This window comes from Trinickia symbiotica, assembly GCF_003028655.1.
Taxonomy (GTDB): domain Bacteria; phylum Pseudomonadota; class Gammaproteobacteria; order Burkholderiales; family Burkholderiaceae; genus Trinickia; species Trinickia symbiotica_A.
Map to the genome: position 1 here is coordinate 85,886 of NZ_PYUC01000002.1, position 15,433 is coordinate 101,318.

Below are 15,433 nucleotides of genomic sequence, written 5' to 3' on the forward strand. Positions count from 1 at the left end.
GACCAGACGAGGCCCGCGCCATTCGACGAGGCCCGCTTGACCCATCGCCCGAAGCTCGGGTGCAAGGAGAGATAATGAGCATCGAAGCCAGTAACCCGCCGATCAGCTTCGCCGACCGCGAAGTCTATGCATGCCCGTTTGCGGCGTATGACCGTCTGCGCGAAGAGCAGCCGGTGTACCGCGATCCGAAGTCCGGACACTATATCCTGACGCGATACGACGACGTGCGCAAAGCGATGCTGAATGTCGCTGCGCTGAGCAACAACACGGGGGTGATGGGCGATCGTTGGGCACCGGAAGCCAACCGTCTGTTCGAGACGGAAGGCTGGCTGCCCATGAACACGCTGGTGTCGAACGACCCGCCAGGCCATCGCACCTATCGCACACTCGTCGATAAAGTCTTCACGACGCAGAAGGTAGCGAGCCTGGAGCCGCGAATTCAGGAGCTCATTGACGAGCTGATCGACGGCTTCGCAGGCCAGCCCGAGATTGACTTCCTCGACGCGTTCGCAGTGCCGCTACCCATGTACGTGATTGCCGAGCAGTTGGGCGTGGCACGCGAAGACCGGGAGCGATTCAAGCGATGGTCGGACGTCGCCATGCAAAGCCTTGACCCGCTGCTCACGCCAGAACAACAGGTCGATCTCGCGCGCGAGTTGATTGAAATGCAGCAATATATGGCACGCCAAATCGAACGTGTGCGCGCGACGCCCGACGACAAGCTCCTGAGCCGTCTGGCAAACCTCGACACCGATGGGCGTCGGCTCGACATGCGCGAGTTGCAGAGCTTGATCTTGCAGATCTTGGTCGCGGGCAACGAGACAACCACGACGACCCTCGCGCTTGGCATGAAGACGCTGATCGAGCGCCCGGAACTCGTCGATGAAATCCACCTAAACCCCGATCGGGCACGTGCGTTCGTCGAAGAGACGTTGCGTGTGACCGCACCGCTGCAGACACTGTTTCGGCGAGCGCTTATCGATGTCGAGGTCGGGGGTGTGACCATTCCTGCCGGCTCGATGGTCGAGGTACGGTTCGGCGCAGCGAACCGCGACCCGCGCCAATTCGGCTGTCCGGCGGACGTCAACTTGGATCGCCCGAACAGTGCGAGTCATCTGAGCTTTGGTGCCGGCATCCACCTATGCGTCGGCAATCAGCTTGCGCGCGGCGAACTGCGCCTCGCGTTTCAAACCCTGACCCGACGGCTGACCGATTTGCGCCTGTCGCGTGGCGCCGACAGCCTGCACTGGATAGACAATTACGCCGCCTATGGACCCGATCGGATGTGGATGGCGTTCGCCGTTCGGCCCCACTGAACTCATAGATTGGGATAATTCGGCCCGCCGCCGCCCTCGGGTGGAATCCACACGATGTTCTGTGTCGGGTCCTTGATGTCGCAGGTCTTGCAATGCACGCAGTTCTGGGCGTTGATCACCAGCCGGTCGCTCCCGTCGTCGTTCTCCACGAATTCATACACGCCCGCCGGGCAAAACCGGCTCTCTGGCCCCGCGTACGTTCGCAGGTTCACATTTACCGGCACACTCGCGTCCCTGAGCGTCAGGTGTGCTGGTTGGTTCTCCCCGTGGTTCGTGTTAGAGATAAACACCGAGGATAGGCGGTCGAATGTCAGCTTGCCATCGGGCTTCGGGTAAGCGATCGGCTCGCATTGCGAAGCCGGCTTCAGCATCTCGTGATCCGCATGCTTGTGATGTAACGTCCACGGCACGTTACCGCGCATCACCTTTTGCTCGAGCCCGACCATAAGCGTGCCGAGATACAGTCCTTTCGCCATCCACTGCTTGAAGTTGCGCGCGCGATACAGCTCCCGATACAGCCAGGATTGCATGAATGCGTCGGGGTACGCGCTCAGTTCGTCCGCCCGGCGGCCGGTGCGAACCGCGTCGAACGCGGCTTCGGCAGCCAGCATCCCCGTCTTGATCGCCGCATGACTGCCCTTGATGCGCGATGCGTTTAGAAAGCCCGCTTCGTCGCCAAGCAACGCACCGCCAGGGAATACGAGCTTGGGCAACGACAAGAGGCCGCCGGCCGTGATCGCTCGCGCGCCGTACGACACACGCTTGCCGCCTTCGAAGAACCCACGGATCGACGGGTGCGTCTTGTAGCGCTGAAACTCCTCGAACGGCGACAGGTACGGATTCGTGTAGCCGAGACCGACCACAAAGCCGACCACCACTTGGTTGCTGTCCATGTGATACAGGAACGAGCCGCCATACGTATCCGACTTGAGTGGCCAGCCAGCCGTGTGGATCACGAGGCCGGGCTTGTGCTTCGCGGGATCGACTTCCCACAATTCCTTAATGCCGATCCCGTATGCCTGCGGATCGGCATTCGCGTCGAGTTTGAACTTCGAGATCAACTGACGGCCGAGATGGCCGCGGCAGCCTTCGGCGAACAGCGTGTACTTCGCGTGGAGTTCCATGCCGAGCTGGAAGTTTTCGAGCGGCTCACCGTCCTTGGCCATACCCATATTGGCAGTCGCAACGCCCTTTACGGAGCCGTCATCGTTGTAGAGAATTTCGGCGGCCGGGAAGCCGGGGAAAATCTCGACGCCGAGCGCCTCGGCCTGTTGCCCAAGCCAGCGCGTGACGTTGCCCAGCGAGATTACGTAGTTGCCATGATTCTTGAAGTTGCCGGGCAGCGCCCAGTTTGGCGTCGCGACCGAGCTCTTCTCGGACAAGAACAGGAAGCGGTCTTCCGTCACTTCGACGGTGAGCGGCGCGCCCCGTTCCTTCCAGTCGGGGAACAGCTCGGCGATCGCGCGCGGATCCATTACGGCCCCCGACAGAATGTGGGCGCCAATCTCGGATCCCTTTTCCAGCACGCACACGCCGATCTCGGTTCCACTATCGGCGGCTAACTGCTTGAACCGGATCGCGGCCGAAAGACCGGCTGGGCCTCCGCCGACGATCACGATGTCGTATTCCATTGAATCGCGTGGGCCGTATTGATCGACTAGCGTGTCGCTAGGCATTATGCCTTCCTCACTCAGTGGTTAGCGTGTTACTGCGCGGACTCGATATGGGTCGTAGGGTCAAGCTACCGCCTTGACCATTTCCTCGATGGTCTTTTTGGCGTCGCCGAAGACCATCATCGTCTTGTCCATATAGAAGAGATCATTGTCGAGACCCGCATAGCCCGCCGCCATCGAACGCTTGTTGACGATCACCGTGCGCGCCTTGTACGCCTCGATGATCGGCATGCCCGCGATCGGTGAATTCGGATCGTTCTTCGCGGCCGGGTTCACGACGTCGTTCGCCCCGAGCACCAGCACCACGTCCACTTGGCCGAATTCGCCGTTGATGTCCTCCATCTCGAGCACAATCTCGTACGGCACTTCGGCTTCCGCGAGCAAGACGTTCATGTGCCCCGGCATTCGCCCCGCGACCGGGTGGATCGCATAGCGCACGTCAATACCTTTCTCGATCAGTTTGTCCGTCAATTCCTTCAGGGCGTGCTGCGCGCGGGCGACGGCAAGACCATAGCCCGGCACGATGACGACCGATTCCGCGTTGCCAAGCATGAACGCCGCGTCGTCCGCCGAGCCCGATTTCACCGGGCGTTGCTCCAGCGCAGCGGCCGCTCCGCCGGCGGCGGCGTCGCCACCGAAGCCGCCGAGGATCACGTTGAAGAATGACCGGTTCATAGCGTGGCACATGATGTACGAGAGGATCGCACCCGACGAACCGACGAGCGACCCGGCGATGATCAGCATCGCGTTGTTCAGCGAGAAGCCGATGCCAGCCGCGGCCCACCCTGAGTATGAGTTCAGCATGGACACGACCACCGGCATGTCCGCCCCGCCGATCGGGATGATGATCAGTACGCCGAGCACGAATGCGATCGCCGTCATGACGACGAACGGCAGCCACGACTGCGTGATGAAGAACAGGATGCCGAAGCCGAGCATCGCGAGCGCGAGCATCAGATTGATCAGGTGCTGGCCCGCATAGACGACCGGCGCGCCCTGGAACAGCCTGAACTTGTACTTACCCGATAGCTTGCCGAACGCAATCACAGACCCGGAGAACGTGATCGCGCCGACGACGGTGCCGATGAACAGCTCGACGCGGTTGCCGTACGGGATGAAGCTCGAGGACACCGCGTCCTGCGGCACGAGGCCGAACGCTTCCGGCTCCGACACCACCGCATACGCGATGCATACGGCCGCGAGACCGATCAGCGAATGCATCGCCGCGACGAGCTCGGGCATCTTCGTCATCTCGACGCGCGCGGCGACGAACGCACCGACGCCGCCGCCGACAACCAGCGCGCCGAGCACGAGCGCGATGCCGAGCGGCAGGTTCGCGCCGAGCCACGCGGCCTGCTTGACGATTAGCGCGATCGTCGTGAGGATCGCGATGGCCATCCCGACCATCCCGAACAGGTTGCCGCGCCGTGCGCTCTTCGGGTTCGACAGGCCCTTCAGCGCCTGGATGAAGCACACCGATGCGACGAGGTACAGCAGCGTGACGACGTTCATGCTCATCGCGCGCCCTCCTTGCCGCCCTCGACACGCTTGGGCTCCTTCTTGCGGAACATCTCGAGCATTCGCCTCGTCACGAGAAAGCCGCCGAACACGTTGACGGCCGCGAGCGCGACCGCGAACGTGCCGAAGGCCTTGCCGGCCGCACCGACGGTGAGCGCCGCCGCGAGCATTGCGCCGACGATCACAATTGCGGAGATCGCGTTCGTCACGGCCATCAGCGGCGTATGCAGCGCAGGCGTGACGTTCCACACCACGTGGTAGCCGACGTACACAGCCAGGACGAAGATGATCAAGTTGATCACCGTGTGATTGATGACTTCCATGGTCTCCTCCGTTATTTGCGGGTCACTTCGCCGTCGCGGCAGAGCAGCGTTGCGCTGACAATGTCGTCTGTCAGGTCGACGGTCAGCGCGCCTTCCTTCGAGATGATCAGCCTTGTGAAATCGAGCACGTTGCGCGCATACAGCGCGGAGGCGTCCGATGCGACCATCGATGCGAGGTTCGTGTAGCCGGCGATGGTCACGCCGTTGTGCACGATCACTTGATCGGCGACCGTCAGCGGGCAGTTGCCTCCCTTCCTTCCGTCGATGTCCGGCCCGCGGCCAGCCGCTAGATCGACGAGCACCGAGCCCGGCTTCATCGACTGGACAGTGTCCACGGAGATCAGGGTGGGCGCGGGGCGCCCGGGGACCAGCGCCGTGGTGATCACAATGTCGGCTTGCTTCGCACGCTCATGCACCAGTTCAGCCTGCCGGGTCAGCCAAGACTGCGGCATCGGCCGGGCATAGCCGCCTACGCCTTGAGCAGCCTCCTGCTCTTCGTCGGTTTCGTACGGGACGTCGAGGAATTTCGCACCGAGCGATTCGATCTGCTCCTTGACCGCCGGGCGTACGTCGGACGCTTCGATCACCGCCCCCAGCCGCTTTGCAGTCGCGATCGCCTGCAAACCCGCGACGCCTGCGCCGAGAATCAGCATGCGCGCAGCCTTCACGGTGCCCGCCGCCGTCATTAGCATCGGAACGAAGCGCGAATACAACGACGCGGCGACGAGCACTGCCTTGTAGCCCGCAATGTTTGCCTGCGACGACAGCACATCCAGGCTTTGCGCGCGCGTTGTACGCGGCGCCGCTTCAAGAGCGAAGGCGGTCACGCCGGCTGCAGCAAGCTTTTGTGCATTTTCGGCGTTAAATGGATCCAACATGCCGATCAAAACCGCGCCGCGCTTGAGCGAGGACCGTTCCGACTCGGTTGGCGACTGGACTTTGAGAACCAGGTCGCCACCGAAAGCTGTAGCTGCATCAACGATTTCCGCACCGGCAGCAGCAAACGCCTCGTCTTGAAAGCTGGCGGCTATTCCTGCGCCGCTACCAATGGTGACCCTATGGCCTTGCGCCACGAACTTCCTAACCGTTTCGGGCGTTGCGGCGACGCGTGTTTCGCGCGTATGCGTCTCGGCAGGCACTCCGATGTGCATTGTGTCTCCGTTTCCGTTTTCGTTGGTGAAAATGCATCAACACTGATCGAGCCGCGAGAGCGGCTCGCCGCCGGTCGAATGGGAAGCTATATAGATGAACTACTCGACAGTTAGTAAGACTTCGGCAATCCGAGGACCTTTTGCCCGATAAAGCTGAGTGCTAACTGAATCGAGATGGGAGCAATACGAGGCAACATTGCTTCGCGGAAATATCGCTCAACGTGATATTCCTTTGCGTACCCCATACCGCCATGCGTCAATACGGCGGTCTCGCAGGCCCGAAACCCCGCCTCCGCACAGAAAAACTTCGCTGCGTTCGCTTCCGCCCCGCAGGATCGTCCTTCGTCGTAGAGAAACGACGCGCGTTGATATAGAAGGGTTGCTGCTTCGAGATCCACCCAGCGCTCGGCCAAAGGATGCTGGATGCCCTGATTCATGCCGATAGGACGGTCGAAGACGACGCGCTCCGCTGCGTATGTCGATGCCCGCCGCAGCGCGGCCTTGCCCAAACCGGTCGCCTCTGCTGCGACAAGGATGCGCTCTGGATTGAGGCCGTGCAGGACATACTCAAATCCCCGCCCCTCCTCGCCAATACGATCCTCCAACGGAATCTCCAGTCCGTCGATAAACAGCTGATTTGAATCCACGGCCTTTCTGCCAAGCTTCTCGATTTCTCGCACTTCGACTTTACTACGATCCAGATCCGTATAGAAAAGGCTCAGGCCGCGTGTTGCCGCCGTCGCTTCATCAGCGGAGGTCGTGCGCGCAAGAAGCATGATCTTATCGGCGACCTGGGCGGTCGAAATCCAGACCTTCTGACCATTCACAACATAGCGATCGCCTTGACGAACAGCCGCCGTTTTCAGCTTGAGTGTATTCAGGCCCGTATTTGGCTCCGTCACCCCGAAGCACGCTTTGTGATGTCCGTCGATGATCGATGGCAGCCACCGCGCTTTCTGTTCATCCGTGCCATGGACAACGACTGGATGAAGACCGAACACGTTCATATGTATAGCTGATGCCGCCGATAGACCTCCGCCCGAGGCCGCAACGGTCTCCATCATCAGCGCCGCCTCGGTAATGCCCAGCCCTGCGCCACCGAATTGTTCCGGCATCGCTATCCCGAGCCATCCGGCCTTAGCCATGGCCGCATGGAACTCGTGAGGAAACCCCCCATCCTTGTCACGCTTGAGCCAATAGTCATCGTCGAAATCTCGACAGATTTCTTCAATGGCGGAGCGTATGGCAATCTGATCGTCAGTAAGAGCAAAGTTCATAATGGTTTCGTCTTGATGTGGACTTCACATGCCGCCAAACATCGACGCATGCAAGCGCAGCTGCATTTTTCTAACCAAGCTCTTTGACGAGTTCCGGTACGATCGTGAACAGGTCTCCGACCAAGCCATAATCGGAGACGCTGAAAATCGGGGCCTCGGCGTCCTTGTTAATCGCGACGATAATCTTGCTATCCTTCATGCCCGCGAGGTGCTGGATCGCACCAGAAATTCCGACCGCGACATACAGTTGCGGCGCGACAATCTTGCCAGTCTGGCCGACCTGAAAGTCGTTGGGCACGAAGCCCGCATCGACAGCCGCGCGCGATGCTCCGAGCGCCGCATGCAGCTTGTCGGCAAGGGGTTCCAGCACCTGCCTGTAGTTATCGCCGTTGCCGAGACCTCGACCACCGGAGACGATGATCTTCGCCGACGTCAGCTCGGGACGATCAAGCTTCGTCACTTCACGGCTTACGAACTGCGAGATGCCTGCATCCGCCGCTGCGTCGATGTTCTCCACCGATGCGGTGCCGCCTTCCGCCGCTGCCGCGTCGAAGCCGGTCGTACGCACGGTGATGACCTTGATCGGGTCGGTCGATTGCACCGTCGCAATAGCGTTCCCTGCGTAGATCGGCCGCTCGAATGTGTCCGCGCTGTCCACTGCGGTGATGTCGCTGATTTGTGCGACATCGAGCTTCGCGGCAATACGCGGCGCGATATTCTTACCGTATGCCGTTGCAGGCGCGAGGATGTGCGAATAGTCCTTTGCAATGTTCAGCACCGTTGCCTCGACATTCTCCGCGAGGCCTTCGGCGAGCTGCTGCGCGTCGGCGAGCAAGACCTTGCTGACGCCCGCGATTGCCATAGCGGCATTCGCCGCAGCCTGGGCGTTGTGGCCGGCCACCAGCACGTGAATGTCGCCACCGATCCTCTGAGCGGCGGCGATGGTGTGCAATGTCGCGGACTTGATGGATGCGTTGTCGTGTTCTGCCAATACCAGATTAGCCGGTTTCGTCATTTCTCCAGTCCCCTGTCACAACACCTTAGCTTCGTTCTTTAGCTTCCCGACCAGCGTTTTCACGTCCGGCACCGTCACGCCGGCGGAGCGCTTTGGCGGCTCCACAACCTTCAGGGTTTTCAGTCGCGGTGCGACATCGACACCAAGGTCTTGAGGCTTGATCGTTTCGAGTGGCTTCTTTTTCGCCTTCATGATGTTCGGCAGCGTGACGTAGCGCGGCTCGTTCAGGCGCAGGTCTGCCGTGATGACAGCCGGAAGCGTAAGCGACAGCGTTTCCGCGCCGCCATCCACTTCACGCAACACCGTGGCTTTGCCGTCAGCAACAGTGATTTTCGCCGCGAACGTCGCTTGCGGCAGGTGCGCCAAGGCTGCAAGCATCTGGCCCGTTTGATTCGAATCGTCGTCGATCGCCTGTTTGCCAAGAATGATGAGTTGCGGCCGCTCCTTGTCCACTAACGCCTTCAACAGTTTGGCAACGGCAAGCGGCTGCAGGTCTTCTTCAGACTCGATCAGAACCGCGCGATCTGCGCCGATCGCCAGAGCGGTACGCAGGGTTTCCTGCGATTGAGGTCCCCCTGCGGACACCGCAACCACTTCTGTTGCAATCCCAGCTTCCCTCAGACGAACCGCTTCTTCAGTCGCAATTTCGTCGAACGGGTTCATTGACATTTTCACGTTTGCGATGTCGACACCCGTGCCGTCTGACTTGACTCGCACTTTGACGTTGTAGTCAACGACCCTCTTGACCGCCACCAGTATTTTCATTTCACATTCCATTCAATGACTTCGATAGATCTGCCCATGCCCCCCAAAAGATAGGCCGAGCTTCCGTGTCGCGACCCGATCCTCTCTCATGCCGCGAGCGACGCTAACGGATGTGGCGCGCAACACGTCCACGGCGAAAAGAACTTGTCCAGAACAGCGGAATTGACGTCTTCAAGCGTAGGAAACATCCAGCGCGGAGCGTTGTCGCCATCAATCACATGCGCCCTAACCCCCTCGCAAAAATCACCCACCTCTATTGCGCGCATGGTCAGGTCGAATTCCATGCGGTAATTTTCGGCAAGCGTCATTTTCCGTCCGCGCAGCAAAGCTTCACGCATCACGTTCAGCATCAGTGGAGAATGTGCTCGAAGGGAATCAAGCGTTGCTTGAAACCACGCCCGCTTGGCCGCGTCCGATTCACGACTGAACCCATTTGAGAGCGATCCAATGCACTGCTCAACCGAATAATGAGCAGCGAAGTGTTCTCGAATCAACGGCAGGAAAGCCGCCAAGGAGGTGTCCGGAGCAACGTCCGATGGAGACACGAATACCTCTCTTAGGCTTTGCCGAAGGTCGCTTGCATCCAGCAGATTTAAGCGCCTTTCAAATCCACGCAGGGACGAACTGGATGCATAGGCGTCCGCAAGACCGCACCCGATCGCATCGGCACCGGTTATCGTTGCTGACGTCAAGCCGATATACAGCATCAACTCGACCGGCAGCTTGCCCAGGAACCATGTGGCACCTCCATCCGGAACGAACCCAATGCGTGGTCCGTTTACCTGAAACCTGCTTCGTTCACTGACAATGCGCAGCGACGCGCATTGCACCAAGCCAATGCCGCCCCCTGTTGAAAAGCCGTCCATTACAGCCACCACCGCCTTCTTCAGTTGCTGGAAGGTAAAAATTAGCCGGTACTCGTCGGCGATAAGCTGACGCCACTTCTTATCGCCTGCCATGGCGGCTAGATACAAGGTCCGAAGGTCGACGCCCGCGCAAAATGTATCGCCCATCCCCATCACGATAACTGCCGCTATGTCTCTGTCGACCCCACAGTGCTCGATGTGAAGCGTCAATTCGCGCACCATTTCTGGCGACAATGTGTTGAGCGCGGACGGTCGATTCAGCGTAATGATCGCCACGCGATTGACCACTCGAAACATCACGGGTAAATCGCTCGATGTGCGCCCCAGGACCCGCGGACCTTCTCGATCAACCGCCGCGATGCATCCAATCTTGCTCATGATCGAACTCCTTGCCGCTCCACGATAACTTTCCGACGAATTCCGTCGCCAAGTCGCTCCTAAACCAACTACTTTCTGTTGTCATCCACGCGGATCCGAGCATCACACTAATCGCAGTGCGCGAAACGGGTTGCGCGACCTAAACCATGAGGTTCACGAGTACTCGAGCTCGGCGGTCGACTGTCAACCCGACTATAGTATGGTTGCAGACGATATGCAAGCATCTGCAATCGTTGGGCGATGGTCGATGTGTGCGACGTGGACCAATGCGCAGGCATTGCGACGGGCTACGGCTTGAAAAGATCGCTTACGGGCGATGTCTGATTGGGAAGCGCGAGCCGCCTTCAATAGCACCGTGCGCGGCTCCTCCGATAGAGGTAGCTCGCATCGCCGCGGCGCCCCGGCGAACGAGCTCTGCGAATGACATCAACTTCGTGGTTGACGCCTCCAAGGTCGCGCTGCATACTTAGTATTGAAGCATACTATCGTCATGCAGTACATTTATCAAAGACTCCCCTAACTCCGGGGAGCTTCCGCCTAACCGCAACTTAAAGTCGAGAGCATCTTCCTATGGAACGTCTTCTGGAAGGAAAAGTCATCATCGTCACCGGCGCCGGAGCTGGCGTCGGCAAATGCATTGCCCTTGAAGCGGCTCGCCAAGGCGCGAGCGTTATCGTCAACGATCTCGGCGTCAACATCGACGGTTCGGGAAGCGACACCGGCCCAGCACACCAAACAGTAAAGGAGATTCAAAGCTTCGGCGGCATAGCGACCGCCAACACGAATAGTGTGGCCGAGTGGGATGCGGCGCAGGCAATCGTGCAACAAGCCATAGACGTATATGGACGTCTCGATGGCATTGTGAACAACGCGGGCAACCTCCGCGACATCATCTTTCACAAGATGAGCGAGGATGATTTCGATGCGGTAATCCGAGTGCATCTGAAGGGTAGCTGGAACATGTCACGTGCCGCCGCCCCGCATTTCAAGGCTCAAGAAGGGGGCGCGTTCGTACACATGACCTCCACATCCGGTTTGATTGGAAATTTTGGGCAAGTCAACTATTGCGCTGCCAAAATGGGCATCGTGGGCATGTCGAAGGCAATCGCGCTGGACATGCAGCGATTCAACGTCCGCTCAAACTGTATCGCTCCGTTCGCTTTCACTCGCATGGTAGGAACCATTCCCACCGACACTCCGGAGGGGATCGAGCGCACGAAGATCAACATGCGCATGGAAGCCGCCAAGATCGCGCCGTTCACCTGCGCGCTTCTTACGGACGGCGCAAAGGACGTCACAGGTCAGATATTCGGGGTGCGTAGCAACGAAATTTATCTGTTCTCGCAGCCTCGCCCTATCCGAACGGCGCACGCCGGCGACGGATGGACCGTCGAGAGTTGTGTCGAGCGCGCTATTCCGATGCTGAGTGGATCGTTCTTTCCCTTAGACCGGTCGCGCGATGTGTTCACTTGGGACCCAGTCTGATCTCTGAAGGGACAGTGACCTATGAACCTCGAAAGATTACTTGCCAAGCGGTTTTCCCCGATTGCTCAGCACATTAGCCCACAGGACTGCATTCTCTATTCGCTTGGCATAGGTATCGGCGCAGCACCCAGTGACAGGAACCATCTGCAGTTCACTTACGAGAATGGGCTAAAAGTATTCCCATCCATGGTTAACGTAATCAGCCATCCAGGGGCTTGGCTCAAGGAACCTGAGCTGGAAGTAGACTGGGTCAAGATTCTGCACGGCGAACAGTCATTCACGATTCACCGTCCGCTCGAACCGGGGAAGACTTACGTCGGCTCCTATCGCATCAGCGGAGTCATCGATAAGGGGGCCGGCAAGGGTGCCATGCTGTACCTCGAAAAGCAGCTGCGCGAAAAGGATCGCGACGACATCGTCAGCACAGTCACCTCCACATACGTCTTGCGCGGAGACGGGGGGTGCGGGAGCACCATTGCCAACGCTCCACCGGTCCACTCGATCCCGGAGCGTCCGGCAGATTTTGAATGTACCGTTGATACGCTGCCCCAAGCCGCTCTTATCTACCGCTTGTCGGGTGACTACAACCCGATCCATGCCGACCCTGAACTAGCCAAGAAGGCAGGTTTCGAGCGGCCTATCCTCCACGGACTATGCTCGTTCGGTGTCGGCACGTGCGCCATTTTGCAAACATGCTGTGACAACCGCCCTGAACGGCTACGCGCAATGCAATTGCGTTTCTCCGCGCCGGTTTACCCCGGGGAGACAGTCGTTACCGAAATTTGGCGAGACAGTGAACTCTTCAGTTTCAGGTCGCGCGTAGCGGAGCGCAATGTGGTCGTGCTCAACAACGGGCGCGCCGAAGTCGAAGCAGCGTGATTTCGATCGGCTGTGACCGCACGCTACGGATCAACAGGCTACCGGCTGCAAGAAGACCTTCAACACTATCGCAACCAGTGCCGTTGCAGCCAGATCTTCCGGTTCGAAAGAGGAACTGAACATGCTCGAATACGTCAAGTTTGCTGTCAACGAACGGGTCGCAACTATCACGTTGGATCGTCCCGAGGCGCGCAATGCCTTAAACCCCGAGCTCACGAGCGAGCTGATTCATAAAGTGCGTTTGGCTAGCGCCGACCCAGCGGTCAAATGCATCGTCATGCAGGCAGAAGGTGAAGCCTTTTGTGCTGGTGGAGACCTGAAAGGCTTCAGCGAGCTCCTGTACCTCTCCTCCGAAAGGCGATTCGATGCCTTCGAGCAAAAACTCTTGATCGGCAACCGGCTGCCCAAGGTTTTACTCGACTCGCCGAAACCGATCGTCGTTGCCACGCGTGGAGCGGTGGCTGGCGCCGGGCTATCGCTATGCTTGGCGGCTGATTTCGTCATCAGCGCCGAGAGCACATATTTCATTGCCGCGCACGTGCTCGTTGGTTTGTCGTTGGACTGTGGTCTGAGTGGCATGCTTACGGCAGCGATGGGCATAAAGGCCGCGAAGCGGCTCGCGCTCCTCGGAGAGCGGCTCGATGCAAGGCAGGCCATGGAGTTAGGCATTGTCACGCAAGTAGTAAGTGAATCGGAGCTACTGGACGCAACCCAAAAGCTAGCGCGGCGCCTAGCCGCAGGGCCCGCCACCGCCATGGCCAAAACAAAGGCTCTTCTCAACCGTGCTGCCTACGGCAGTTTTGACGACCAGTTGGCTCAGGAAGCGACGGCAATTGCTCACTGTGCCGCCACTGACGACTTGCGCAAGGGCGTCGAGGCAGCGTTGGGAAAGCAACGTAGCAACTTCGACTGAATGTTAATGCAGACGGTATGCCTTCTGTCGAGCCCCCGCAACATATATCTGCGAGCGTCGAACAACATGCCCAGTAATGAGCTTGATGCAAACAAACAAACAGCACTTCGTTTCCTTGCACTTGCCTTCGAAATGAAAATGCAGGAAGCGATCTCGTTGCTCACCGATGATGCAACCTGGTGGGTCATCGGCGACCCTGAGCGCGTAAAGGTCGCGGGCCCCAAGGATGCTGCACGAACGCGTCGCATGATGACCAATATGCATCGAGTGTTACCGAACGGAATGGAGCACCGAGTGCTTGGCCTCACTGCAGAAGGTGATCGAGTCGCCGTTGAGTTGGAAGCGGAAGGCGAGTGGCACGATGGCCGAACGTATCGCAATCGGTACCACTTCCTGGTTCAGATTCGCGATAACAAGGTGTCGTCCATTCGCGAATACATGGATCCGATGCAGATTCCGGTCTAGCAAAATCTTTGAAGGAGAAATCCATGCCGGTTGATCCTCGTGTGCAAGAACTTCTCGACGCCATGGCCGCCGCCGGTGTACCAAAGGTCGGCAGCATTTCTGTCGCCGCGCTTCGAGAGCTCACGCGGACCCTCAGCGCTCGCGCACTGCATGGGCCTGAGCTTTGTAGCGTCAAAGAGTGCACTGTGCCCGCCGCAAACAGGGCAATTGCCGTCAAGAGGTACCTGCCTTGCGAGCAGCCTTCCGCGCTAATGGTTTATTACCACGGTGGGGGCTGGACCGTAGGGACGCTTGAGGACTACGATGCGGTCCTCCGAAAACTGACCACTCGCACAAACTGCGCGATCATCTCGGTCGACTACCGGCTCGCTCCTGAACACCCGTTTCCCGCCGCTGTTGACGATGCTTATGCTGCGTTGTGCTGGGCGGCAAACAACATCGAAGGCATCGCTGGGAAGACGGTGCCGGTCATCGTGGCGGGCGATAGTGCGGGCGGTAACCTTGCCGCAGTAGTGTCGCAACTTGCTCGAGATGCCGCGGGACCGACAATCTCCGCGCAGGTTCTCGTCTATCCGAGCGTCGCCGGCGACATCGATTCCGAATCTATGCGTAAGTTCGAGCCACCGTTTCTGACTCGAGATGAGATCGCATGGTTTTTCGACCAATATATCCCGGCGAAAACACAGCGGCGAGACCCGCGGTTCGCGCCTTTGTATGCTGATGATCTGCGCAACCTGCCGCCGGCGTTCGTGCTTACTGCCGAATATGACTTGCTATGCGCAGAGGGTGAGCAATATGCGCAAAGGCTTTCCCAAGCCAGCGTGCCCACGCGCGTCAAGCGTTACGACGGCACGATCCACGGGTTTCTCACGATGGACGGGGGCTTGCATCACTCCGTTAGCGCAATGGAGGACATTGCCGACTTCGTCACAATGATCGTTCAGGCGTCACCCGCGCCCACCGTCTGGCAATGACCACCCCACTCCCCTTGGTCGACAATCACGCATTGGCGTCGCGGGGAGGTTCAGCCGCATGTTCGCGCCTCGATTCCGCCCATTCGATTAACGACGCAATCGAGGGCCCCAGTGCAAAGCCGCTTTCTGTTAGTTCATACATCACCTTCGGCGGCACCTGCGGATGTACCGTCCGCCAGACGATGCCGTCTTTTTCCAACTGCCGGAGCTGCTGAATCAGCATCTTCTGGTTGACGCCTTCGATCAACCGCTCCAACTCCGAAAACCGCAAAGGACCTTTTGCAGCAAAGAGTTGACACAGGATGATGATCTTCCATTTCCCTTCGAGGACCCGCAGAGCCTCTGTGGTCGCAGCAGCCCATTCGATTCTCTTCTGCGGATCGTTGCAGCCCCAGTCCCGATCTGTCGCCATATCTATGCCGATTAGTCACTTAC

At 59.0% G+C, this 15,433-nt stretch carries 15 protein-coding genes; 6 read left to right on the top strand and 9 right to left on the bottom strand.

Annotated elements, in window-relative coordinates; genetic code table 11:
* Positions 1-74 precede the first annotated feature (74 nt).
* A complete protein-coding gene (locus C9I57_RS03880) occupies positions 75-1,316 on the top strand; it encodes a cytochrome P450 (protein ID WP_107149352.1) in 1,242 nt (413 codons plus the stop codon).
* 2 nt (positions 1,317-1,318) lie between these two features.
* Here C9I57_RS03880 and C9I57_RS03885 read toward each other — a convergent pair whose 3' ends face one another.
* The 8 genes from C9I57_RS03885 to C9I57_RS03920 all read right to left on the bottom strand — a co-directional run bounded on the left by C9I57_RS03885 (position 1,319) and on the right by C9I57_RS03920 (position 10,201).
* Positions 1,319-2,992, bottom strand: coding sequence for an electron transfer flavoprotein-ubiquinone oxidoreductase (locus C9I57_RS03885; protein WP_107149353.1), 1,674 nt, complete (start codon positions 2,990-2,992; stop codon positions 1,319-1,321).
* Positions 2,993-3,052: 60 nt separating this feature from the next.
* Positions 3,053-4,507 carry an NAD(P)(+) transhydrogenase (Re/Si-specific) subunit beta gene (locus tag C9I57_RS03890; RefSeq protein WP_107149354.1) on the bottom strand — a complete coding sequence of 485 codons (1,455 nt, stop codon included), beginning with the start codon at positions 4,505-4,507 and terminating at the stop codon, positions 3,053-3,055.
* The gene (locus C9I57_RS03895; protein WP_107149355.1) at positions 4,504-4,830 is read right to left on the bottom strand and encodes an NAD(P) transhydrogenase subunit alpha; all 327 of its coding nucleotides are present in this window, start codon (positions 4,828-4,830) and stop codon (positions 4,504-4,506) included. Before C9I57_RS03895 ends, C9I57_RS03890 begins: the two co-directional genes overlap by 4 nt.
* 11 nt (positions 4,831-4,841) lie before the next feature.
* The gene (locus C9I57_RS03900; RefSeq protein WP_107149356.1) at positions 4,842-5,981 is read right to left on the bottom strand and encodes a Re/Si-specific NAD(P)(+) transhydrogenase subunit alpha; all 1,140 of its coding nucleotides are present in this window, start codon (positions 5,979-5,981) and stop codon (positions 4,842-4,844) included.
* A gap of 110 nt (positions 5,982-6,091) precedes the next feature.
* A complete protein-coding gene (locus C9I57_RS03905; RefSeq protein WP_107149357.1) occupies positions 6,092-7,258 on the bottom strand; it encodes an acyl-CoA dehydrogenase family protein in 1,167 nt (388 codons plus the stop codon).
* Between the two features lie 70 nt (positions 7,259-7,328).
* Positions 7,329-8,273, bottom strand: a complete 945-nt coding sequence (locus tag C9I57_RS03910) for an electron transfer flavoprotein subunit alpha/FixB family protein (protein ID WP_107149358.1) — start codon at positions 8,271-8,273, stop codon at positions 7,329-7,331.
* A gap of 15 nt (positions 8,274-8,288) precedes the next feature.
* Positions 8,289-9,038: an electron transfer flavoprotein subunit beta/FixA family protein gene (locus tag C9I57_RS03915; protein ID WP_107149701.1), complete on the bottom strand. Its 750-nt coding sequence runs from the start codon at positions 9,036-9,038 to the stop codon at positions 8,289-8,291.
* 86 nt (positions 9,039-9,124) lie between these two features.
* Positions 9,125-10,201, bottom strand: a complete 1,077-nt coding sequence (locus C9I57_RS03920; protein ID WP_258187523.1) for an enoyl-CoA hydratase/isomerase family protein — start codon at positions 10,199-10,201, stop codon at positions 9,125-9,127.
* A 651-nt stretch (positions 10,202-10,852) separates the two neighbouring features.
* Between C9I57_RS03920 and C9I57_RS03925 the strand changes: the two genes are divergently transcribed.
* The 5 genes from C9I57_RS03925 (at position 10,853) to C9I57_RS03945 (ending at position 14,998) form a co-directional block, all read left to right on the top strand.
* Positions 10,853-11,767, top strand: a complete 915-nt coding sequence (locus C9I57_RS03925; RefSeq protein WP_107149360.1) for an SDR family NAD(P)-dependent oxidoreductase — start codon at positions 10,853-10,855, stop codon at positions 11,765-11,767.
* A 21-nt stretch (positions 11,768-11,788) separates the two neighbouring features.
* Positions 11,789-12,646, top strand: coding sequence for a MaoC/PaaZ C-terminal domain-containing protein (locus C9I57_RS03930; protein WP_107149361.1), 858 nt, complete (start codon positions 11,789-11,791; stop codon positions 12,644-12,646).
* 121 nt (positions 12,647-12,767) lie between these two features.
* Positions 12,768-13,559 carry an enoyl-CoA hydratase/isomerase family protein gene (locus C9I57_RS03935; RefSeq protein WP_107149362.1) on the top strand — a complete coding sequence of 264 codons (792 nt, stop codon included), beginning with the start codon at positions 12,768-12,770 and terminating at the stop codon, positions 13,557-13,559.
* 66 nt (positions 13,560-13,625) lie between these two features.
* Complete coding sequence (locus tag C9I57_RS03940) at positions 13,626-14,024, top strand: nuclear transport factor 2 family protein (protein ID WP_026229272.1); 399 nt, start codon at positions 13,626-13,628, stop codon at positions 14,022-14,024.
* Between the two features lie 23 nt (positions 14,025-14,047).
* Entirely contained in the window at positions 14,048-14,998 is a 951-nt protein-coding gene (locus C9I57_RS03945; RefSeq protein ID WP_107149364.1) for an alpha/beta hydrolase, read from the top strand.
* Positions 14,999-15,023: 25 nt separating this feature from the next.
* On the opposite strand, the gene C9I57_RS03950 is transcribed toward C9I57_RS03945, so the two are convergent.
* Positions 15,024-15,410 carry a winged helix-turn-helix transcriptional regulator gene (locus C9I57_RS03950; protein ID WP_107149365.1) on the bottom strand — a complete coding sequence of 129 codons (387 nt, stop codon included), beginning with the start codon at positions 15,408-15,410 and terminating at the stop codon, positions 15,024-15,026.
* Between the last annotated feature and the right edge of the window lie 23 nt (positions 15,411-15,433).